The following is a 21,102-nucleotide window of genomic DNA, read 5'->3' as shown; positions in this document are numbered from 1 at the left end:
CGAGCCCGAGCGGCTGAGGCGACCGTAGCGGAGGGTAAGGAATCAACCCCGTCGCGGCCGACCTGTGACCGAATCTCCCCCAGGATGTGACCTATGTCCTGGGGGATCGGTATTTCCGCAGGTCAGAGAAGTGCGGCAGACCGTCGGGGGACCTTTGGCCTGTCCAATTCATGACGTAATGCACTGCATGCCATTCCCAGCACAGGTCAAGCTGATGTAGGAAGTCGGGGGATCGAATCAACCAGGAGTTAGTCAGTGAGCGCCATGTCTCTTGCCCTGCTGCTGACCACGGCCGCTGCCACGGCCGTGGGCGCCGCTGCGCTGCACGCCGTACACGGACTGCGTAAGCAGGTCACGGCCCTGCGCGGCGAGCTGGCGGTGCCGGCCCACCCGCGCGGTGCGAGCGTCCCGCACGCCCGTAGCGCCGTGGAGTCCCCCGCCGCCGAGATACGAGCCGCCGTCGCCGAAGCCCTCGCCGAGGAGCGGGAGCGGGAACTGGCCGAAGCGCGGGCCTTCTGGGCAGCGCAGGAGGCCCGGGACGCCGCCGACGCCTCGCCCAGCTTCGCCGGGGAGGCCCCGACCTCGCTGCTGGGCGGTCTGCCGGGGCTCGGCGAGGACGGCCCGGTCTTCCTCCCCCGCCAGGCCGACCTGGTGGGCCTGGAGCCGGTTCTGGGGGACGACCTGCTGGACGAGTACCCCGAGGACTCGGCGGAGCTGGCCGCCGCCCGCCGCCGGCACCCCTCGCACCCCGACTTCGTCCCCGTCCAGGCCTCGCACCCGGGCGTGGACCACGAGCGCACCGTCAGCCGGCTGGAGGAGCTCGCGCAGGCCCGTACGGCCCTCGCGGACGTCCGGCCCGGTCCGCTGGGCACGCTGGACGTGTACGTCTTCACCGACGGCACCACGCTCTGTATGACCCCGGGCCACCGGGAGACGGCGGAGCGCCTGGCGGAGGCCCTGCGCTCGGGTACCGCTCCGGTGCTGCTGGGCGGCTCGGGGATCTCCGGCGCCTACGCCCTGACCTTCTCCTGCGGTGACGCCGAGGACCCGGACAGCAACGTCTACATCCTCGCGGACCGCGTCATCGCATCGCTCTGACTTCCGCCTGCTCCACCAGCCGCACGGCCTCGTCCAGCATCTCGGACGGGGCCGTTCCGCCGTTCCCCGCGCGCAGGCCCCGCAGCGCCTCGGCGAGGTCCTGCCCGGTGACCGCGACCTGGTCGCCGACGGTGAAGACGCCCTCGTCCGGCACGACGCGCGCCGGAGCCGCCCCCCGCGGGTCCGTGGCCGCGGCCTCCAGCAGCTGGGCCCGCCGCGCCAGTTCGCGGGCCAGTTCCAGCGCCTCGGCGGCGGCGCCGCGCTGGAGCCGGCTCTGCGGAGCGGCCCGCAGCCGGTCGGCGAATCGTTCCACGGCGGCGGTCAGGGGCGAAGTATCAAGCACCCGGCCGACCTTACGCGCCGCCCCGGCGCCATTGCCAACGGGCGAACGCTGAGGCACGGTGTCGTGAAGAGAACAAGGCGATACCTCCGGAGGCGCCCATGTCCGTAGAGTTCTCGGAGCAGACACACCGCAACATGATCGACAGAATTCCCCTGACCACCGGTCGTGAAGTGTCCGACTGGCTGCGCACCGTGGACGACGGCCCGTCCCTCGTCCGGTTCGAGGAGAAGGTCAGCTGGCTGCGCGGCGCGCACGACCTCTCGTACGGCCAGGCCAAGGCGATCATCCACGAGTACGACCTGCGCAGGGCCGCCCGCAGACTCGGCTGAGCCCCTGCCCCGTACGAGACCCCCTGACCGGCCGAGTCCCCCGACCTACCCCCATCCGTACCGCTGCACGAACCGGTCCACGACGCGGGAAGGCCCCGCGAGCGCATTCGCTCGCGGGGCCTTCCTCCTGCCTGACCGGCCGGGGCCGGACTAGTCGTCGCCGGAGAGGATCTGGAACAGCCGCAGCAGCTCCAGGTAGATCCACACCAGGGTCAGGGTGAGGCCGAAGGCCGCCAGCCAGGACTCCTCGCGCGGGGCGCCGTACGCGATGCCGTCCTCGACCTGCTTGAAGTCCATGGCGAGGAAGCACGCGCCGAGGATCACGCCGACGATGCCGAACAGAATGCCGAGGCCGCCGCTGCGGAAGCCGAGGCCGTCGCCGCCCCCGAACAGGGCGAACAGCAGGTTCGCGGCCATGAGCAGCATGAAGCCCATGGCGGCGGCGAGCACGAAGCCGGTGAAGCGGCGCGTGACGCGGATCCAGCGCATCTTGTACGCGAAGAGCACGGCGGCGAAGACGCACATCGTGCCCAGCACGGCCTGGATGACCACGCCCCCACCGAAGTAGGTGCTGGTGGCCGAGCTGATGACGCCGAGGAACACGCCCTCGAAGGCCGCGTAAGCCAGGATCAGCGCGGGGACCGGCGTGCGCTTGAACGACTGGACGAGCGCCAGGACCATCGCGATGAGCGCGGCTCCGATGGCGATGCCGTACGACTTGTTGATGTTGGCCGGGTCGACGGGCAGCGCGATCCAGGAGATGACCGCGGTGAGCACCACGGTGCCGAGCGTCATGGCCGTACGGCTCACGACGTCGTCCATGGTCATCACGTGGGCGCGCGCCGGGGCCTGCGGCATGCCGGTGACGGCGTCCGCCGCGTAGGGGTTCGTCGCGTACGGGTTGGTCGCGGTCCCGGCCTGCTGCGCGTCAAAGCCCGCGTAGCCGCCGGTGTCGCGGCTGAACCCCCGTCGCGAGAAGACCGGGTTACTGCTCCTCATCTCACTCCTCCGTGGCCGCGGGACGCGGCCGTCAGCTACAAGAGTAATGCGTTCGCAAAGAAACCACCCTACTGCTGGAGGAGGATCTTAGGAGAAGACGAGGCGAACCGCGCGAGAGCAGTCACGACGTGTCCGAGCGGCTCCCGGACGGGCCGCCGCGCCGTGTGCGGAGCCGCCGCACTGTATTCCAAGCTGATAAATGCTTTATGTTGCACAGGCAAAACACGGGGGAGGCGGCGGACGGCACATGGCAAGGGACTACGACAGTCAGCTGCTGGAGTCGGTGGCGGTACGCCGCCGCAGGATGCGCGACGCGCTGCTGTTCGGCGTGCAGCGGGCCCGGCGCACGGCGGACGAACGGCTCGGCAAGATGTTCGCGGGCATCGCCATCGCGGCCGTACTGTGCGCGGGCTGCGTCGGCTGGTCGTTCATCCAGGCCACGCTGGCGAAGCAGAAGGCGGAGCAGCAGAAGCAACAGCAGCAGAGCCAGGTGCAGCAGTACGGGCAGTCCCCCGCGCCGCCCGGTCCGTCGGCCTCGCCGGCCGCCTCGAAGGGCTCCGCCCCGAAAGCCGCCGTCCCGGCCGCGACCGAGCACCCGTCCACCTCGCCGAAGCCGTCGAAGTCGCCGTCCGCCCCGGTGCCGAAATCGCCCCGGCCGAGCGGCTCGTAGCGCATCCCGTGGCAGTTCTCGTAGACGTTCGCGCAGAAGTTCTCGTCCCGAAGGGCCGCAAGACCGCGATGGTAGGTTCCTGCAAGTGGTGAGCACAGCAACGACTTCCCGAGCACAGCTGTCCCGGGTGACCCTGGTCGGCGAGCGGCGCCGGGCCGACATGGTCCTGCCCTCCGATACGCCGATCGGGCAGCTGCTCCCGGACATACTCCAGTTGCTCGACGACCGGGCCGCCGCGCGGCCGATGACGCGCCAGTTGCTGACCTCGGACGGCTCCGCGCTGCCGCAGGACAGCACGCTGGCCTCGGCCGGCATAGCCGACGGCGCCGTCCTACGGCTCGTCAGGATCCACTCGGCGCCGCCCGCCCCCGTCGTCCACGACGTGACCGACCTGGTGGCCGACGACCTCGATCTGCGGGCGTGGCGCTGGCGTCCCGCCGCCCGCCGGGGCAGTGCCGGGGTCGCGACGGTCCTGTTCACGCTGACCGCCGCGCTGCTCGCCCGGCGCGAGGTCGCCCTCGACACCCTGGCCACCGGCCTGCTGGTCGTCACGCTCGTCCTGCTCGCCGCCGGCGCGCTCGGCGCCCGGATCGGGCAGGGCAACCGGGGCCTGGCCACCGCGCTGCTGTTCGCCTCGGGCGGGCTCGGCGTGCTCACGGCGTGGACCGCCGCCGACGCGCACCACTGGTCGTGGGTACTGCGGCTCGCGGCCGTCGCGGGCGCGCTGGTCGTGACGCTCGTGATGCTCGGCTACTTCTCCCCGCTCGGCCGCGGCGGGCTCATCGGCGGCGGGGCCGTCGCCTTCATCACCGTCGCGTGGGAGGCCGTGGCCGCCGTACAGGACGAACCCGCGCGCCTCGGCACGGTCATGGCCCTGTTCTCCGTACTGCTGCTCGGGCTGCTGCCGCGGCTCGCGCTCATGGCGTCGGGCCTGACCGCGCTGGACGACACGCGCTCCGGCGGCGCCTCCGTCAGCCGCCACCAGGTGGGCAACGCCCTCGCCGCCACGCACCGCGGCCTGGCCCTCGCGACGATCGCGACCGCCGTCTCGGCCGCCGCCGCGGGCTGGCTGCTCACGCTGGCCGGGCAGCCGAGCGTGTGGACCGTGGTGCTGCCGTCGCTGGTCGCCGTGGTGCTGCTGTCGCGGGCGCGGGCGTTCCCGCTGGTCGCCGAGGTGGTGGCGCTGCTCGCCGCGGCGGCCGTCCTCCTCGTCCGCCTCGTGGTGCTGTGGATCGGGCACGGCGGCGGTACGGGAGCGCTGGTCGTGCTGTGCGCGGCCGCGCTGCTGCCGCTGCTGGGGCTGGCCGTGCAGCCGCCCGAGCACGTGCAGGTCCGGCTGCGGCGCACGGCCGACTTCGTCGAATCCGTGGGCGTGGTGGGACTGTTCCCGCTGGGCGTGGGGGTGTTCGGCATCTACGGGCAGCTGCTCGACAAGTTCTGAGTCAACTCGCAGGCGCTCCGGGCGGGGCGGCAGGCCGGTACGAGAGGGGTAGGGGCAGGGATGCCGAGCGGAGAGAACTGGCAGGGCGACGTCCTGCGCGACCTGAGGGGCGGCGCACAGCAGCCGGTCCCCCAGGGGCAGGGGCCGGTCCGGCCCGACCCGCTGGGCGCTTCCCCGGCCCAGGGCCCCGGCGCGGAGGCCCCGGTGCCCGGCGGCCGCGGCGGCGCACAGCCGGCGCCCGGGGCGGCCGCCCACCAGGACCCGGCCGGCCGGCCGCCTCAGGACCCCGCCGCCGCCCACGAGGACCCCGCCGCGTTCCCGTACCAGGACCCGGCCGCGGGTGCCGGTGCCGGTCCCGCCGCGTACGGGTACCCGTACCAGACCCCGGCACCGCAGGCCCCGCCCGCGCAGGGTCCGGCACCGCAGGCCCCGGCCGCCCCGCTCCCGGCCCAGGGCTACGCCGCCGGGGCCGCGGGCCGCCCGGCGCGCACCCTCGACTCCCGTCCCGCGGTCGACCCGGGCCTCGTCGGCGCGGGCCGCAAGCCCCGCAACGGTGAGCCGTTCCTGGCCCGGGCGGCCGGCGCGCTCTGGCGGACCGTTTCCTCGTCCGTCGCCCGCGAGGTCGCCGACGCGGCCCGTACCGCCGAGCTGCTCCAGCAGCCCGTGACGACCGGCCGCCAGATAGCCGTCACCTCCATCCGCGGCGGCGCGGGCAAGTCCACCGTCGCCGCCCTGCTCGGCACGACGTACGCGCACTACCGCCAGGACCCCGTGCTCTTCGTCGAGGCCGATCCGGCCCTCGGCTCGCTGCCCATCCGGCTCGGCGCCGAGTCACTGCGCTGGACCACCGGGGACGTCGCCGACATCATCGAGCCGCAGATGTCGCTGCTCGACGTCACCGGCTACCTCGTCCAGCTCCGCGACAACGCCTGGCTGCTGCCCGGCAGCCAGGGCCAGATCGGCGCCATGCTCGACACCCGGTCCTACGAACGGGCCATGGTCGCGCTGCGCCGCTACTTCGGCGTGACGGTGGTCGACTGCGAGACGCTGCCCGCCGAGGTCGCCCGGGTCGCGCTCTCCGCCTCCCAGGCCCGCGTCCTCACCACCCCCGCGACGCTCGACGGCGTCGCCAGCACGTACGCGGTGCTCCAGTGGATGCAGGGCCTGCCCCCGTACGTGATCGCCGGCACGGTCGTCGTCCTGACGGAGCAGGCCCCGCACGCGGGCATCGACGTCGAGGAGGCGGTGCGCACGCTCCGCACCACCGGGGCGAGCGTCCACGTCCTGCCGCACGACCGCCACTTGGCGGACGGGGGTGCCCTCCGTACCGACCTGCTCGCCCGGGCGACGAGGGCGGCCGCCACCCGGATCGCGGCGGACGCCTTCCAGCTCTCCCAGCAGCGCCACTGACGGACGACGACGGACCACGAAGATGAGCACCCGACTGATCCACCGCCCGGCCAGGACGGTCCGGCCCCCGGCCGCCTCCGAGGCCCGCACCATCGAGGCGCCGCCCAACCTCCCCGAGGGCAAGGCGGGCAACATCGCGATGTCGCTGCTGCCCGTGGCCGGCGTGATGTCGTCGGTGGTGATGATGACGGTCGTGCGCAACAGCCAGTTCGCCGCGCTCGGCGCCCTGATCCTCGTCGTCACCGTCATCGGCTCCGTCGGTCTCGTCTTCTCGCAGCGCGGCAAGGCCCAGCGCACCCGCCGCACCCAGCGCGAGGCGTACCTCGCCTACCTCGAAGACCTCCGGGAGGAACTCGCCGCCGAGGAGCGCGAGCGCGCCGAGCGGGCCGGTGTGCTCAACCCGCCGCCGAGCGCCCTGTACGACATCGTGCGGGACCCGGCCCGGCTGTGGGAACGGCGCCGGGTCGACGGCGACTTCCTGCGCGTGCGGGTCGGCACCGGCGAGATGCCGGTGCGCGACCTGCGGATCGCCGACCAGGGGTCGACCGTCCTCACCCCGCCCGACCGCTTCATGCTCAACGAGGCCTCGGCGCTGACCGCCCGGTTCCGCACCGGCACCGAACTCCCGCTGACCGTGCCGCTGGACCGGGTCGGCAACGTCACCGTGATCGGCCCGCGCGAGGACGGCCTGCGCGTGGCCCGCGCCCTGCTGATGCAGGCCGCCGCCACCCACGCCCCCGACGACGTGGCCGTCGCGCTGGCGGTGCCCGGTGACCGGCTCGCGGACTGGGAGTGGGCCAAGTGGCTGCCGCACCTGCTGGACACCGAGCAGCTCGACGGCCCCGTCGCCGCCCGCCGAATCGCCCCGTCCACGGCCCAGCTCGCCCGCCTGCTCGGGCCCGAGCTGCGCCGCCGCGCCTCCTACGCCGCCGAGGTGCGCCGCGGGCTGTCCGGCAAGGACGCGCTGTCGATGACCTCCCGGCTCCTCGTCATCGCCGACGGCCACGGCGAGGACGCGGTCGAGCTCCCGCGTCCCGACGACGCCGTCGGGCTGCGCGAGATGGGCGTCACCGTCCTGCACCTGCTCGACCAGCGCATCCAGGAGCCGGGCCACGTCGGGGTACGGATCACCGTCGAGGGAGACCGGGTCCTCATCGAGGACCTGCGCGCGGAGGAGCCGGTCAGCGCCCACGGCACGGTGGACGAGGTCGGCGTCCCGTTCGCCGAGGGCCTGGCCCGGATGCTCGCGCCGCTGCGGCTGTCCGCCGAGTCGCTGATCGACGCCCCGCTGTCGGGCCCCGTCGACTTCGCCGGCCTGCTGGGCATCGAGGACGTGGCCCAGCTCGACGTCAACGGCCTGTGGGCGCCGCGCGGCGAGCGCGCCTTCCTGCGCGTGCCGATCGGCATCAGCGACTCCCACGAGCCGGTGCTGCTCGACCTGAAGGAGTCCTCCGAGCTGGGCATGGGCCCGCACGGCCTGTGCGTCGGCGCCACCGGTTCCGGCAAGTCGGAGCTGCTGCGCACCCTCGTGCTCGCGCTGGTGGCCACGCATCCGCCGGAGGACCTCGCCCTCGTACTCGTCGACTACAAGGGCGGCGCGACCTTCGCCCCGTTCGCCGGCCTGCCGCACGTCGCCGGTGTCATCACCAACCTGGAGAACCAGGCCGGTCTGGTCGAGCGCGTGCACGCCTCGCTCGCGGGCGAGGTCAAGCGCCGCCAGCAGGTCCTCAAGGACGCTGGCAACATCGCCGACATCGGCGACTACAACGCGCTGCGCACCGGCCGCCGCCCCGATCTGGAGGCGCTGCCGCACCTGTTCGTCGTCATCGACGAGTTCGGCGAGCTGCTCACCGCCAAGCCCGACTTCATCGACCTGTTCCTGTCCATCGGGCGGATCGGCCGTTCCATCGGGGTGCACCTGCTGCTTTCCAGCCAGCGGATCGAGGGCGGCAAGCTCAAGGGCCTGGACACCTACCTGTCCTACCGGCTGGGCCTGCGCACGTTCTCCGCGGACGAGTCCCGTACGGTCTTGGACACCACGGACGCCTTCCACCTCCCGCCGCTGCCCGGCTTCGGCTACCTGAAGGTGGACACCAGCCACTACGAGCGCTTCAAGGCGAGCTACGTCTCCGGCGCCTACCGGGGCCCCGTCGAGCGCGCCGACGAGCAGGACACCGGGCCCCTGGCCCTCGCGTACGAGGCGTTCAACACCCTCGCCGAGCCGGAGGGCGCACCGGGCCAGGAGCCCACGGCGCGGCGCCGCGAGACCGGCCCGACCGAGCTGGGGGTCGTCGTCGGCCAGCTGGAGCGGGCCGCCGCGCCCGTACGCCGGATCTGGCTCCCCCCGCTGCCCGCCGCGATCGCCCTGGACGCGGTCGCGGGCCCGCTGGACGCGGGGCCGCGCGGAGTGCAGCTCGCCAAGCGGCGCGGGCGGCTGACGGTGCCGCTCGGCGTGCTCGACGACCCGACGAAGCAGTGGCAGGGGGAGTGGTACCTCGACCTGACGGTGGCGGGCGGCCACGCCGCCGTGATCGGCGGCCCGCAGTCCGGCAAGACCACCCTGCTGCGCACCCTGGTCCTCTCGCTCGCCCTGACCCACACCCCGCAGGAAGTCGGCGTCTACGGACTCGACCTGGTCGGCGGCGGGCTCCAGGCCCTGGCCGGGCTGCCGCACGTCGGCGGGATCGCGGGCCGCGCGGACCGCGAGCGGGCGGCCAGGACCGTGGAAGAGGTGCGCACGATGCTCGCCGTGCGCGAGGAACTCTTCCGCGAGCACGGGATCGACTCCGTCGAGCAGCTGCGCACCCTGCACGCGGCGGGCCGGTTGCCCCAGCTCGCCTCCGCCGAGATCGTCCTGGTCATCGACGGCTTCGGCGCGCTGCGCGACGACTTCGAGAACCTGGACGACGCCGTCGTGGACGTCCTCAAGCGCGGCGGCGGGTACGGCATCCACGTCGTCGCCGGCATGCTGCGCTGGAACGACGTACGGATCGCCACCCAGTCGAACTTCGGCACGCGGGTCGAGCTGCGGCTCAACGACCCCAGCGAGTCCAGCGTCGACCGCAAGCTGGCCGAGACGCTGTCGCCCGACGAACCCGGCCGCGTCCTGACCGACGGCAAGCTCTTCGCCCAGGTCGCGCTGCCCCGGACGGACGGGCTGGCCGACGCCTCGGAGCTAGGCGCGGTACTGGAGCGCACGGCCCGTACGGTGCGGGCCGCCTGGAGCGGGGAGAGCGCCCAGCCGGTACGGGTGCTGCCGCACGTACTGGAGCCGCACCTGCTGCCCGGTCCGGCCGCCGAGCCGAAGCGGGTGCCGATCGGCCTGGACCAGACGGCGCTGGCACCGGTCCTGCTCGACCTGTTCCGGCACGACCAGCACCTGCTCGTCCTGGGCGACAGCGAGTGCGGCAAGACGAACCTGCTCAAGACCATCGCCGGCGGGCTCGTCGAACGCTACGGCGAGGAGGAGCTGGTCTTCGCCGTCATGGACCCGCGGCGCGGCCTGCGCGGGGTGGTCCCCGAGGAGTTCAACGGCGGTTACGCGTACAACGCCAAGCTGTGCGCGGGTCTCGCCGCCGGCATCGCCACCGAGCTGGAGCGGCGGATGCCGGACGACGGCGCGCCCCTGGAGGACCTGGAGCCGGGCAGTTGGGGCGGCGGCCCGCGGATCGTCGTACTCGTCGACGACTACGACGTGCTGACCACGGCCGGGCAGTCACCGCTGGCGCCGTTCCTGCCGTACGTGCCCTCGGCCGCGGACATCGGACTGCACTTCGTCCTGACCCGCCGGGTCGCCGGCGCCTCGCGCGGCATGTACGAGCCGTTGGTGCAGGGGCTGCGCGAATCGGGCGCCTCGGCCCTGGTCATGGCGGGCGACCGCAGCGAGGGCCAGCTGCTGCCCGGGGTGTACGCCTCCCAGCAGCCCGCCGGGCGGGGGGTGCTGGTCCGCCGGGGCCAGTCGAGCCGCCTGATCCAGACCGTGTACACCCGGGTGTGAGGGCCTGCCCCGCACGCGTTCCCCGACCGAAGGAGCTGACCGGCACATGACCAAGGACGTCGTCGCCCTCACCGAGCGGATGCCCGACCCGTGGACCGTGCTCGCCGGACTGCTCTCCGGAGGGCCCGACAAGCTGGTGAACGCGGGGGCCGAGGGGGCCGTCGTGCAGCTGTGCGACGAGCAGGGCCGCCCGCTCGTCTCCATCGAGGCGCCGCTGCTGGTGCAGGTCGAGGGCGAGGCCGAGCGGCTGCTCGGAGCCACCGCCCCGCCGGTCCCGTTCTGGTGGACGGAGGCCCGCGCCACCACCGGAGTCGCCGAGGCCGGCCGGCTGGCCGGCACCTTCGCGGCCCGGCTGGCCGCGCTGGCGGGCGGCTCGGCCTGGCCGCGCGAACCGGGGCGCTCGCTGGCCGTGGTGCGGACCGAGGGGGTGAGCGTGGCGCCGGAGCCGGCCGCCGCACAGCCCGCCGTCGACGTGCTCACCGACCGGGTGGCCGTCGTCATCCAGGACCGCCCGGTGGTGGCCATGACCGCCTGGCTCGCGGACGCCTTCCGGGCCGCCGCCGACGCCGGACTGGGCCTGCAGGTCGTCACCCCGCCGGGCACCACCCTCTCCCCCGCCGTCCGGGACGGCCTGAGCGGCTGGCCCTCGCGCTGGGTGGTGCAGGACGAGCGGGACGGCTACTACGACGGCCTCACCGGGGCCGTACTGCGCTGGCAGGGCGGCCTCTTCGCCCCGGTGGAGGCGCTCGACGCGACCCCCGAGGACCCGGGCACCCCGGTGGCCGCCGCGTACCGGCACGTCACCGCGACCGGGGAGCGGCAGCTGGCCGTCACCTTCCGCACGGTCCACCCCGCCGATGACCGGCTCGTCCTGGGGGGCGCGCTGGAGGCGGTGTGGCGGGAGCTGACCGGCGCGCCGCCGGCCGGCTGGGGCACCGCGGAGCCGGCGAACCTGCCGTGGTCCCCGGCCCGGCTGACCGACGTCGCCTACGCGCGGGCGCCGGAGCCGACCTGGTTCGTGGTGGTCGGCGGTCCGCAGCGCCCCGGCCTCGCCACCGTACGGGTGCGCCGTACGAAGGCGGGCGTCGAGGAGGAGGTCACCCTCGCGTTCGGCTACGGGGCGGACGAGGACCCCCCGTTGGACGCCCTGACCAGGACCGCCGAGGTGCTCGCCACCCGCCACCACCTGCAGTCGATGCTCGTACAGCTCCGCAAAGCCCGTCGCGACCTGGCGGTGCCGCCGCGCTTCGAGGGACCGGGCGTACCGGTGGCCTTCGTCCTCGGGGCGGAGGAGGTCCGGGCGATGCCCGGCGACCGGGCCCGCAACACGCCGCTGGCCGAACGGCCGGTTCCGCTGGGCCCGAAGACCCGGCCCGCGTTGTACTACCCGCTGCCGGGGGACCCGTCGGACCTCGCGGGATGGCAGGACTTCGAGCTGCTGATGCGGCATCTGAAGGGTGCGTGAGCGGACCCGTTGAGATGTTCGGCTTTGGTCACAACCGGCAGATTGCAGGTTGCAAGAGCGATGTATGTTGGCAGAATTGGTCAGACTGATGGTCGTTCTATCGTGACGGGGGTGTGAGATGAAGTTCGACATGGGGACGCAGGTCCTGTCCGGCCTGATGTCGGGGTCGCGGACGTCGAGTACGGATCTGGGGACGCTGATCAGGCAGTTGATCGCGGCGGCGCATCCGCTGGAGGGGAAGTTCAACGGTCAGGGCAAGGTCGCGTTCGACTCGTTCAAGGAGCACTCGGACGGGATCACGAAGGAGCTGAACGCCGCCCTGTCGGCGATCCTGGGCGGTCAGTCCGGGATGGAGCAGGCGTTCGGGACCGGTGACGTGGAGCAGGGTGACAACGCCCGGCAGCAGATGTCGGCGGCGAACTTCGACGCGGCGCGTTTCTCGGGCCGCTGAGCGCCGATCGTCGGAAGTCTTTTCAACCACACGGGGAGTGTGATGTGTGATGGCCGGTGGCACGGACCGACGTTCGTACGACACGGGTGCGTCGACGGAGGCGCAGGGCAACATCCAGGTCGTGATCGGGCAGTTGGAGCAGCTGATCGCGGCGCGTGATGCGCAGGTGAAGGCGGCGATGTCCGACTTCGCGGCGGATGGCGTGGCGGACGAGTACCACGGCAAGGAACTGCGCTGGAAGAACGCGTCGCAAGAGGTGAAGAACATCATCCAGTTGTTGAAGTCGACGCTGGAGAAGAACGACGCGACGGCGCACCAGACGATCGCGCGGGCGAAGGCCGCGGTCGACAACATCGGCTGAGCCGGTCGGGCCGAACGGTTTTACGGGGGACGTATGACGTCGTGGGACATCAAGCCGCAGGGTGTGCAGTCGCAGCTGAAGCTCACCGGTGAGCGGGCGGGTGATCTGGAGAAGGCGCTGAACGCGCTGATGGGTCACATGTCGGAGGCCGCGTACGCGGCGGGTACGGCGGTGCCGGGGTCGGCGGCGATGGTGCCGAACGCGGCGCGCCAGGGTCCGGTGGCCACGGGGCAGGTGCCGTTGTCGCAGCGGGGCACGACGGGGCCGGTGGGTGCGGCGCTGGGTCAGTACGTGCAGACGCGGCAGACGGACATCAAGGCGATGGTGGACCGGATCCAGGCTGCGGTGCTGGGGGCGGCGAAGGCGACGAACGAGTACATCGAGGGCGATCTGGACGCGGCCAAGCATGCGCAGGACGCGGCGAAGAACGTGCGGCTGGACGAGCTGCGGGACGCGGCGGGGGGCGGCAAGTGAGCAACAACGATCCGGTCAATCCCGCCGAGGTGCCGGTGTTCACCGGCGATCTGGCGGTGCTGGACGCGAAGGTGAAGGCGCTGTCGGGGGACGGCGGGGCGCTGGCGAACGCCGGTACGTCGGTGCACACCACGTTCGGCGGCCTGTCGGCGTACTACAAGGCGCCGGAGGCCGAGCAGCTGTTCGCGGTGACGAAACCGGTCGCGGACATCACGATGTCGTTCAGCGGCGACATGTGCACCATCGCGGGTGCGCTGGGTTCGTACGCGAACGAGATCCGCCCGCTGGTCAAGCGGTTGGAGACGCTCAAGGCGGAAGCGGCGTCGTTCAAGGCGAAGGTCTCCGGCGACGAGGACTGGATCGAGGACGGGGACCTCATCGATGAGAACCTCGACCGCCGCAACAAGATCGGCGAGGTGTGGTCCCAGTTCCAGGCCGCCGAGCGCACCGCGCACGACAAGATCGTGGCGTTGGTGTGCGGGGTGCCGCTGAAGGTCGATGACGGTTCGCACGGCGCGAACATGTACGGCTATGACGCGGAGGCGCTGAAGAACTCCAAGTCGCTGCCGTGGGGGGACGCGGTCCAGGAATCGGTGCCGTGGTGGCAGGTGTGGGAGCACGCCTACGACTTCGGCAAGGGCGTCATCGTCGACGGCGTGTGGGGCACCATCAAGGGCCTGGGCACGCTGGTCGGCTTTGACGGCTGGGACGCCACCAAGCAGGCCTGGACTGGCCTGGCGAAGCTGTCGACGGGTATCGCGATCACGCTGACGCCGGGCGCGGCGGGGCTCTTCTGGACGGCGGACGACAAGGACCTGCCCGGCTGGATCCGCGATTCGCGGACGGCGATGAAGGAGACGGGCAAGGCCCTGCTGGCATGGGACCAGTGGAGCGAGAACCCCTCACGGGCGGCGGGGGCGGTCACTTTCAACGTGGTCACCGCGATCTTCACCGACGGCGCGGGCGCGGGCGCCTCGGGCGCGGGCAAGGCGGGGGCGGCGGCGAAGGCGCTGTCGTTCGCGGGCAAGGCCGGCCGGGCCATCGACCCGATGACGTACGTGTTCAAGGGCGCCGGCGCCGGCCTGTCGAAGATCGGCGACGTGATGGCCGGCCTCAAGGGCATCGGCAAGATCGAGATCCCGAAGATCTCCGAGGGCGCGTTCGCGCTGCCCGACGGCGCGTCGATGCTGCCTGACGGAACGATTCATCTGCCGTCCGGCGCCGCGATCCCCGAGGGTGCGATCAAGCTCCCGGACGGGGGCATCAAACTCCCCGAGGGCACCGCCACCCTGCCGCCCGGCACGGTCAAACTGCCCTTCGACGACAGCCCCGCGAAGTACATCGACAACGAGGGCAACCTCTACAAGGAAGACGGCAGCCTCTTCCAGCACGCCAAGGACGCCAAGGTCGAACCGGCCCCGGCCGCGGCGCACGCCCCGAAGGTGGAATCCCCGGTCCTCGTCGGCGTCGGCGCCCGAGGCGGCGACGACGTGATCCGCCTCGGCTCCGACATGTCCGACCCCGTCCACGTGGGCGACCACACCCCGACGGGCCACGCGGGCGACCACGCCCCCGCCGGCCACGCCCCGGACGGCATGCCCCGCAACAGCCACGAAACCCCTGGCGGCGGAGGCGGGGACACTCCGCACTCCCACGACGCCACCCCGACCGGCGGCCACACGGACGGCCCGTCCCACGGGAGCCATTCGGACACCACGAGCGGCGGCCACGGGGAGGGTCCGGGCGGCGACGCCTACTCAGACGGCCTGGGTGGTGGCCATGGTGGCGGTCCCGCCGGCGGTGGCCTCGAAGGGCCGAGGGGTGATCTGCCCGACGGCTCCTGGGCCGGAGAGAACGGCTTGCGGCTCGACCACGAGGCGAACTCCGCCGCGGACGATTTCATGCGGAGGTCCGCCGAGGCGGAGCCGCGCATCACCGAGTCGATGCAGGACATCGCCGGCAAGCTCGACGACGGCAAGCTGCTCGGCCTCGAGTACCGGCTCAAGGGCGAGGACTCGCTGAAGCGCAAGCTCGCCACCGACATGCTCGAGGACGCCGGGCTGACTCACGGCGAGGCGCTCGGTGGTATCAGGGACTCCATCCGCTACACGATGGAGGTGCCGCACGCCGACTACACGCACGGGGTGCAGCAGGCGGTCGACGAGCTCCAGGCCAAGGGGTACGAGAACGTCAAGTTCAAGAACAGCTGGTCCTCCTCCGGCTACAAGGGGATCAACTCGACTTGGCGGGACCCGGTCAGCGGTCAGGTCTTCGAGGTCCAGTTCCACACCGCGGAGAGCTTCGCGGCCAAGATGGACACCCACGTCCTCTACGAGAGGGGTCGCCTGCCCGGCAATAGCCCCGACGAGCTCGCCGCGCTCCAGGCCGCCCAGGACGAGATCTTCGACAACGTGCCGGTCCCGCACGATGCGGGGTCCATCCGGCTCGCCGGACACGGTGTCGAGGACGCCGTCACGGCGCTCGGCCGGGACGCCGACGTGGCGGCCGACCACCTGCCCTCGGTTGCCGACGACTTCGGGGAGGCGGGCGGGGACTCCGCCCACCACGCTGACGACCCCAGGGCCGCGGGCGACGACCCGACCAGCGGGGCGGGGGAGGCGGAGCACCCCTACACTCACGGCCCCGACGGCGGCTGGAGCGGAGCGGGCTGGGTGGAGAAGCCCGGCGCCTACGAGGCTTCGGTCTACGAGTCCCTGCGGGCCACGCCCAACCACATCGACGTGCCGGCGATGGCAAGGACCACCGGTATCGACGAGTCCGTGATCCGCCAGGTCAAGACGCACATGATCCGTGCCCAGCACGACGTGGTCGTGGGCCCGGGTGAGTGGCGACGCGGCCGTTTCACCCCGCGCGACGACATCGCGCGGCTGTGGGACGGAGCGCGCAAGGGAACGTTGAACGAGGCGCAGATCACCGAGTTCCGGCACCTCATGACGCACGAGTACGTCGAGAGCCAGCTGATGAAGGCGGGCCTGCCGTACCTCCACGACCAGGGGGGACTGTGGCGGAGGGAGGACGGGGGCGGCCGGTACTCGCCGAAGAGTCTGAGCGCGGCCGGTGCGCACGACCTCGCGCCCAACCCGGTGCGCGGTGGCTTCGGAACGGCGTGGCAAAAGATCGGTTTGAAGCACCCGCGAACGGTGCTCGCTCCGGATTTGTCGAATATCGATGAGTTCGTCAAGGATATCTTCCAGGAGCTGCGAGCCAAGGGGCTGAACCTCAAGTGACCGACCATCCTTCGCGTACCGTGCTGGACCGGCTGCGGGCAGTTGACTGGAGCGACGAAACCTCGGCCTTCGGGCGGGAGCACTCGCGGGCGCTGCTGATGCGCGAGTTCCTGCGCCGCTCGGCGCTGTGGGCCCGGGCCTGCGGGGCCGAGGAACTGTGGCCCTTCTTCGACGTGGTGGAACACGTCGACGCCGAGGTGCAGATGCCCGCCGACATGGCCGCCGAGGTGGAAGAGCTGGTGAAGGGGCTGGCGCCGGAGTCGCTGCGGACGACGTGCCGCGCGACCGTCCGCTGGGCCTGCCTGGGTGATGCCCGCACCGAGCCGACCGCCGGTCTGCCGGACCCGTACGAGCCGCTCCTGCTGATGTTCGAGCGCGGTGGCGGGTTCTACCTGGAGGAGTACCTCGACCTCAACGGCGTGATGATCCCGCTGGGAACCGTGGAGGCCAACGCCTCCGTGCCCCCCTTCCTCACCCTCGCCCCCGCCACCCTCGACGCGCTGGACGCCGAGGGCGAGATCACGTACTACGCGAAGATCGACGAACGGCACCCGCGGCAGAGCCCGAGGGGCATCGTCCGCCGCCGGGTCGAAGAGGACGTGACCCACGACGAGGCATTCACCCGCAACCTGCGCTGGGAGCCGACCGAGTACCTCAAGCTCTACGCCCTCGGCCACGACGACATCGACCACGTCCCCGTATCCGAACACGAAGCGGCCGCCTTCATCGAGTCGGTGACGAACAAGCTGACGGGCAACGGGTAGGCCGGTCGTCGTCGGCGCGGACGCGGCCGCGCTGTCGGCCGAGGCGCACCCGGCCGAGGACGCGGTACGCCGCCGGCCGGGACGGTGCAGTTCCGCCGGGGGCGGCCGTGGTCACCGGCGCCCCTGCCCTGCGTGAGTGGTGCCCGGAGCCGGACTTGAACCGGCACGGCCCGAAGGCCAGCGAGGTTTAAGCTCGCCGTGTCTGCATTCCACCATCCGGGCAGGGCGTGGCGACCCCGTGGAAGAGCTGTGAACGCTACGGGTGAGCCTATCCGTAGTATCCCTGCTCCGACCTGGGCGTCTGTCCGATGTTGTCTGATTTTATTGGCGCTTGAGTGGTCGTCAGACGCGATAACACGCGGTCGGCCCCCTCCCGGCGACGATCTCCCCCGCCCGCAATTGACGGGATTTCGCCTCCCCGCGCCACCCCGCCCGCCACCCCGCCCGCAGCGGCGCCCGCAGCAGCGCCCGGAAGGGCGGAGTCATACCAGAGGAGGAGGCGGGCCGCCCCGTGGTCAGCCTCCGGTGGGCCGTCGAACCGGCACCGCGGCTGATCCGGGGCGGGGGTGTGCGCGGCGAGGATGGGAGGGTCCCGCCACAGCGCAGCACCCCGCTCGACAGGAGTCCCCCGTGACCGCCATGAACTACGCCCCCACCACCCAGGCGGTGGCCGCCCGCGCCACGCAGCTGTCCAAGGTGTACGGCCAGGGCGAGACCCAGGTGGTGGCGCTGGACAACGTCTCCGTCGACTTCGGCCGGGGCCGGTTCACCGCGATCATGGGCCCCTCCGGATCCGGCAAGTCCACCCTGATGCACTGCGTGGCCGGCCTGGACACCTTCTCCGGCGGCTCCGTGCGCATCGGCGACACCGAGCTCGGCTCCCTCAAGGACAAGCAGCTGACGCAGCTTCGCCGCGACAAGATCGGCTTCATCTTCCAGGCCTTCAACCTGCTGCCGACGCTGACGGCCCTGGAGAACATCACGCTGCCCATGGACATAGCGGGCCGCAAGCCCGACCAGCAGTGGCTGGACTCGGTGATCCGCATGGTCGGCCTCGCCGACCGCCTCGGCCACCGCCCGACCCAGCTGTCCGGCGGCCAGCAGCAGCGCGTGGCCGTGGCCCGCGCCCTCGCCTCCCGGCCGGAGATCATCTTCGGTGACGAGCCCACCGGCAACCTCGACTCCCGCTCCGGCGCGGAGGTGCTCGGCTTCCTGCGCAACTCCGTCCGCGAGATGGGCCAGACCGTCGTGATGGTCACCCACGACCCGGTCGCCGCCTCCTACGCGGACCGGGTCATCTTCCTCGCCGACGGCCGCATCGTCGACGAGATGCTGAGCCCGAGCGCCGACGGCGTCCTCGACCGCATGAAGGCCTTCGACGCCAAGGGCCGCACCAGCTGAGGGACCGCCCCTCCCCGTCCCCGCTGACCTCCGACCCCCTGGACGCCTCCACCATGTTCCGTACCGCCCTGCGCAACGTCCTCGCGCACAAGGCAAGGCTGTTGATGACGGTGCTCGCCGTCGTCCTCGGCGTGGCCTTCGTCTCCGGCACGCTCGTCTTCACCGACACCGTCGGCAAGGCGCTCTCCGGCCAGTCCGCCAAGAGCTTCGACGGCATCGCCGTCTCCGTCACCGCCGACGGCCCCTCCCGCAACGACGCCGGGACCAAGGAGGGCGAGCCGGGCATCAGCGCGCAGACCCTCGACAAGGTCAAGGCCCTCCCGGGCGTCGACACCGTCTCCGGCCGCGTCTCCGGCTTCGCCGGGGTCGCCGACCCCGACGGCAAGCTGATCGGCAGCGGCTGGGCCAACCGCGGCTCCAACTTCGCCCCGGTCAAGGAGGGCAAGGACCCGCGCTACACCTTCACCGAGGGCAACGGCCCCGCGAAGGCCGACCAGATCGCCCTCGACGAGGAGACCGCCCGGCGCGGCCAGTACGAGGTCGGCGACAAGGTCCGGGTGGCCTCCAACGGCCTGCCCTCCGAGTACACCCTCGCCGGCGTGTTCACCACCGAGGACGGCCAGGTCAACGCGGGCGGCTCGCTGGTGCTGTTCGACACCGCCACCGCCCAGCAGCTCTACCTGAATCCCGGCTTCTTCGAGGAGCTCTCGGTCAGTGCCAAGCCCGGCACCACCGCCGACCGGCTGCTGTCCGAGGTCAAGCCGCTCATCGGCAAGGACGCCACGGCCAAGACCGGCGCAACGCTGGCCGCCGAGCAGGCCAAGAGCATCGAGCAGCAGATGGACACCACCAACCAGATGCTGCTGACCTTCGCCCTGATCTCGCTGTTCGTCGGCATCTTCCTGATCTACAACACCTTCACGATGCTGGTCGCCCAGCGCACCAGGGAGCTGGCCCTGCTGCGCGCCATCGGCGCCAACCGCGGCCAGGTCAAGCGGTCCGTGCTGGCCGAGGCCCTCGTCGTCGGCGTGGTCTCCTCCGCCGTCGGCCTGCTGGCCGGCGTCGGCCTCGCGGTCGGCATGCGCTCCCTGATGGACTCCATCGGCGCGAAGATCCCGGCCGGTCCGCTGGTCGTCAGCCCGGGGACCGTCGCGACGGCGATCGTCATCGGGGTCCTCGTCACGCTGCTCGCGGCCTGGCTGCCCGCCCGCCGCACCGCCAAGATCGCCCCGGTCGCCGCCATGGGCAGTGCCCACCTGCCGGCCACCGCCAAGTCCCTGGTGCTGCGCAACAGCATCGGCGGCGCGCTCACCCTGTTCGGCCTGGCCGGGATCCTCGGCGGCGCGCTGGTCGGCAAGGACGGCAAGATGATCATCGGCGCGGGCGCCTTCCTCACGATGATCGGCATCATCGTCCTGCTGCCCGCGCTCTCCCGCCCGGTCATCGCCGCCCTGCGCCCGGCGCTGCGCAAGGCCTTCGGCGTCGCCGGCAAGCTGGCCGCGCAGAACGCCGTGCGCAACCCGCGCCGTACCGCCGTCACCGCGGCCTCGCTGGCCATCGGCCTGACCCTGGTCACCGCCCTGTCGGTGCTGGGCGTGACCATGGGCAAGGCCGTGGACCGGATGACCACGGACAAGCTCAAGGCCGACTACAAGGTCTCCCTGTCCGGCGGCTTCGGCAGCCTCGACCAGAGCGTGATCGGTGCGCTGGCCAAGGCGCCTGGCGTCAAGGCGGTCTCCCCGCAGCAGGCCGGCTCGCTGCGCTTCGGCGGCGGCAAGGAGTTCAGCTCCGTCTCCGGCGTCGAGCCGGCCGCGATCGGATCGCTCCTCAACATTGAGGTCGTCGCCGGCTCGCTGGACAGCCTCGGCAAGGGCCAGGTCGCGGTCGCCGACACGACGGCGAAGTCGCGGGGGCTCAAGGTCGGTTCGGTCCTCAAGACCGCCTTCGACGACGACAAGAAGGGCGATCTGGTGGTCGGCGCCGTCTACAAGGAGATGGACGGCATGCTCTCCCCCTACGTGCTCGACTACAAGATCCTCTCCGCGCACGAGGAGAAGCCGTACCTGCCCGAGGTCTTCGTCAAGATGGACGGCGGCCCCTCCGCCAAGGCCCAGCAGACCCTCGTCGACGCCCTCGGCAAGAACCCGGCGATGAACATCGCCACCCAGCAGGACATGCGCAACGAGCTGGGCGGGGCGATCAACACCGCGCTCAACATCATGTACGGCCTGCTGGGCATGGCGCTGATCATCTCGGTGCTCGGCGTCGTCAACACCCTGGCCATGTCCGTCTACGAGCGGACCCAGGAGATCGGCATGCTGCGCGCCATCGGCCTGGACCGGGGCCGGGTCAAGAACATGATCCGCCTGGAGGCCATCGTGATCTCGCTGTTCGGCGCGGTCATCGGTGTCGCCCTCGGTACGTTCATCGCCTGGGCCGTCGGCCAGACCATCAAGGACGGCGTGCCGCACTACGCCCTGGTCGTCCCGTTCGACCGGATCGCGATCTTCATGCTGCTGGCCGGTGTGGTCGGCGCCCTGGCGGCCATGTGGCCGGCCCGCAGCGCCGCCCGGCTGAACATGCTGACCGCCATCAAGACCGAGTAGCCGCAGGCACCGTACGGGAAGGGCCCCGCGACCGGAGTTCCGGTC

The 21,102-nt window shown here is 72.0% G+C and carries 15 protein-coding genes, 1 tRNA gene and 1 pseudogene; 14 read left to right on the top strand and 3 right to left on the bottom strand.

From position 1 onward, the window contains the following. The first annotated feature begins 264 nt into the window (after nucleotides 1-264). Nucleotides 265-1,098, top strand: coding sequence for a hypothetical protein (locus tag ACWGH1_RS22830; RefSeq protein ID WP_453353661.1), 834 nt, complete (start codon nucleotides 265-267; stop codon nucleotides 1,096-1,098). On the opposite strand, the gene ACWGH1_RS22825 is transcribed toward ACWGH1_RS22830, so the two are convergent. Next, nucleotides 1,082-1,441, bottom strand: coding sequence for a hypothetical protein (locus tag ACWGH1_RS22825; RefSeq protein ID WP_453353654.1), 360 nt, complete (start codon nucleotides 1,439-1,441; stop codon nucleotides 1,082-1,084). The genes ACWGH1_RS22830 and ACWGH1_RS22825 overlap by 17 nt on opposite strands. Nucleotides 1,442-1,539: 98 nt before the next feature. Here ACWGH1_RS22825 and ACWGH1_RS22820 point away from each other — a divergent pair, with 98 nt between their 5' ends. Continuing rightward, the gene (locus ACWGH1_RS22820; protein ID WP_136213617.1) at nucleotides 1,540-1,770 is read left to right on the top strand and encodes a DUF4287 domain-containing protein; all 231 of its coding nucleotides are present in this window, start codon (nucleotides 1,540-1,542) and stop codon (nucleotides 1,768-1,770) included. Nucleotides 1,771-1,920: 150 nt separating this feature from the next. On the opposite strand, the gene ACWGH1_RS22815 is transcribed toward ACWGH1_RS22820, so the two are convergent. Further along, nucleotides 1,921-2,769, bottom strand: coding sequence for a Bax inhibitor-1/YccA family protein (locus ACWGH1_RS22815; RefSeq protein WP_453352169.1), 849 nt, complete (start codon nucleotides 2,767-2,769; stop codon nucleotides 1,921-1,923). A gap of 247 nt (nucleotides 2,770-3,016) precedes the next feature. Here ACWGH1_RS22815 and ACWGH1_RS22810 point away from each other — a divergent pair. The 10 genes and pseudogenes from ACWGH1_RS22810 to ACWGH1_RS22765 form a co-directional block, all read left to right on the top strand. Then, nucleotides 3,017-3,328: pseudogene (locus ACWGH1_RS22810) on the top strand (hypothetical protein); the annotation flags it as partial. 196 nt (nucleotides 3,329-3,524) lie between these two features. After that, nucleotides 3,525-4,880, top strand: a complete 1,356-nt coding sequence (gene eccD / locus ACWGH1_RS22805; RefSeq protein ID WP_453352168.1) for a type VII secretion integral membrane protein EccD — start codon at nucleotides 3,525-3,527, stop codon at nucleotides 4,878-4,880. Between the two features lie 564 nt (nucleotides 4,881-5,444). Beyond that, a complete protein-coding gene (locus ACWGH1_RS22800) occupies nucleotides 5,445-6,290 on the top strand; it encodes a MinD/ParA family ATP-binding protein (RefSeq protein WP_453352171.1) in 846 nt (281 codons plus the stop codon). A gap of 22 nt (nucleotides 6,291-6,312) precedes the next feature. After that, the gene (gene eccCa / locus ACWGH1_RS22795; protein ID WP_453352167.1) at nucleotides 6,313-10,287 is read left to right on the top strand and encodes a type VII secretion protein EccCa; all 3,975 of its coding nucleotides are present in this window, start codon (nucleotides 6,313-6,315) and stop codon (nucleotides 10,285-10,287) included. A 46-nt stretch (nucleotides 10,288-10,333) separates the two neighbouring features. Next, nucleotides 10,334-11,752, top strand: a complete 1,419-nt coding sequence (locus ACWGH1_RS22790) for a DUF6177 family protein (protein ID WP_453352166.1) — start codon at nucleotides 10,334-10,336, stop codon at nucleotides 11,750-11,752. A 118-nt stretch (nucleotides 11,753-11,870) separates the two neighbouring features. Further along, a complete protein-coding gene (locus ACWGH1_RS22785) occupies nucleotides 11,871-12,203 on the top strand; it encodes a hypothetical protein (RefSeq protein WP_453352165.1) in 333 nt (110 codons plus the stop codon). A 49-nt stretch (nucleotides 12,204-12,252) separates the two neighbouring features. Then, a complete protein-coding gene (locus tag ACWGH1_RS22780; protein WP_453352164.1) occupies nucleotides 12,253-12,564 on the top strand; it encodes a pore-forming ESAT-6 family protein in 312 nt (103 codons plus the stop codon). A 33-nt stretch (nucleotides 12,565-12,597) separates the two neighbouring features. Further along, on the top strand, nucleotides 12,598-13,038 hold the full coding sequence (locus tag ACWGH1_RS22775; protein ID WP_453352163.1) for a DUF6507 family protein: 441 nt from the start codon (nucleotides 12,598-12,600) through the stop codon (nucleotides 13,036-13,038). After that, complete coding sequence (locus tag ACWGH1_RS22770) at nucleotides 13,035-16,286, top strand: hypothetical protein (RefSeq protein ID WP_453352162.1); 3,252 nt, start codon at nucleotides 13,035-13,037, stop codon at nucleotides 16,284-16,286. Before ACWGH1_RS22775 ends, ACWGH1_RS22770 begins: the two co-directional genes overlap by 4 nt. Beyond that, nucleotides 16,283-17,050: a hypothetical protein gene (locus ACWGH1_RS22765; protein ID WP_453352161.1), complete on the top strand. Its 768-nt coding sequence runs from the start codon at nucleotides 16,283-16,285 to the stop codon at nucleotides 17,048-17,050. Before ACWGH1_RS22770 ends, ACWGH1_RS22765 begins: the two co-directional genes overlap by 4 nt. A 137-nt stretch (nucleotides 17,051-17,187) precedes the next feature. On the opposite strand, the gene ACWGH1_RS22760 is transcribed toward ACWGH1_RS22765, so the two are convergent. Continuing rightward, nucleotides 17,188-17,272 (bottom strand) — tRNA-Leu (locus ACWGH1_RS22760). 417 nt (nucleotides 17,273-17,689) lie between these two features. Here ACWGH1_RS22760 and ACWGH1_RS22755 point away from each other — a divergent pair. Both ACWGH1_RS22755 and ACWGH1_RS22750 read left to right on the top strand, forming a co-directional pair. Continuing rightward, entirely contained in the window at nucleotides 17,690-18,451 is a 762-nt protein-coding gene (locus ACWGH1_RS22755) for an ABC transporter ATP-binding protein (RefSeq protein ID WP_453352170.1), read from the top strand. Between the two features lie 53 nt (nucleotides 18,452-18,504). Beyond that, the gene (locus tag ACWGH1_RS22750; RefSeq protein ID WP_453352160.1) at nucleotides 18,505-21,057 is read left to right on the top strand and encodes an ABC transporter permease; all 2,553 of its coding nucleotides are present in this window, start codon (nucleotides 18,505-18,507) and stop codon (nucleotides 21,055-21,057) included. The last annotated feature ends 45 nt before the right edge of the window (nucleotides 21,058-21,102 follow it).

Source organism: Streptomyces sp. NPDC054883, from assembly GCF_053610645.1.
This window is presented reverse-complemented; position numbering and strand designations above follow the sequence as displayed.

Bases quoted from the DNA above. Each gene is read 5' to 3' on its own strand.
- ACWGH1_RS22790 (WP_453352166.1), top strand. From the start codon at position 10,334: ATGACCAAGGACGTCGTCGCCCTCACCGAGCGGATGCCCGACCCGTGG.
- ACWGH1_RS22820 (WP_136213617.1), top strand. From the start codon at position 1,540: ATGTCCGTAGAGTTCTCGGAGCAGACACACCGCAACATGATCGACAGA.
- ACWGH1_RS22785 (WP_453352165.1), top strand. From the start codon at position 11,871: ATGAAGTTCGACATGGGGACGCAGGTCCTGTCCGGCCTGATGTCGGGG.
- ACWGH1_RS22830 (WP_453353661.1), top strand. From the start codon at position 265: ATGTCTCTTGCCCTGCTGCTGACCACGGCCGCTGCCACGGCCGTGGGC.
- eccCa (WP_453352167.1), top strand. From the start codon at position 6,313: ATGAGCACCCGACTGATCCACCGCCCGGCCAGGACGGTCCGGCCCCCG.
- ACWGH1_RS22755 (WP_453352170.1), top strand. From the start codon at position 17,690: ATGAACTACGCCCCCACCACCCAGGCGGTGGCCGCCCGCGCCACGCAG.
- ACWGH1_RS22750 (WP_453352160.1), top strand. From the start codon at position 18,505: ATGTTCCGTACCGCCCTGCGCAACGTCCTCGCGCACAAGGCAAGGCTG.
- ACWGH1_RS22815 (WP_453352169.1), bottom strand. From the start codon at position 2,769: ATGAGGAGCAGTAACCCGGTCTTCTCGCGACGGGGGTTCAGCCGCGAC.
- ACWGH1_RS22775 (WP_453352163.1), top strand. From the start codon at position 12,598: ATGACGTCGTGGGACATCAAGCCGCAGGGTGTGCAGTCGCAGCTGAAG.
- ACWGH1_RS22780 (WP_453352164.1), top strand. From the start codon at position 12,253: ATGGCCGGTGGCACGGACCGACGTTCGTACGACACGGGTGCGTCGACG.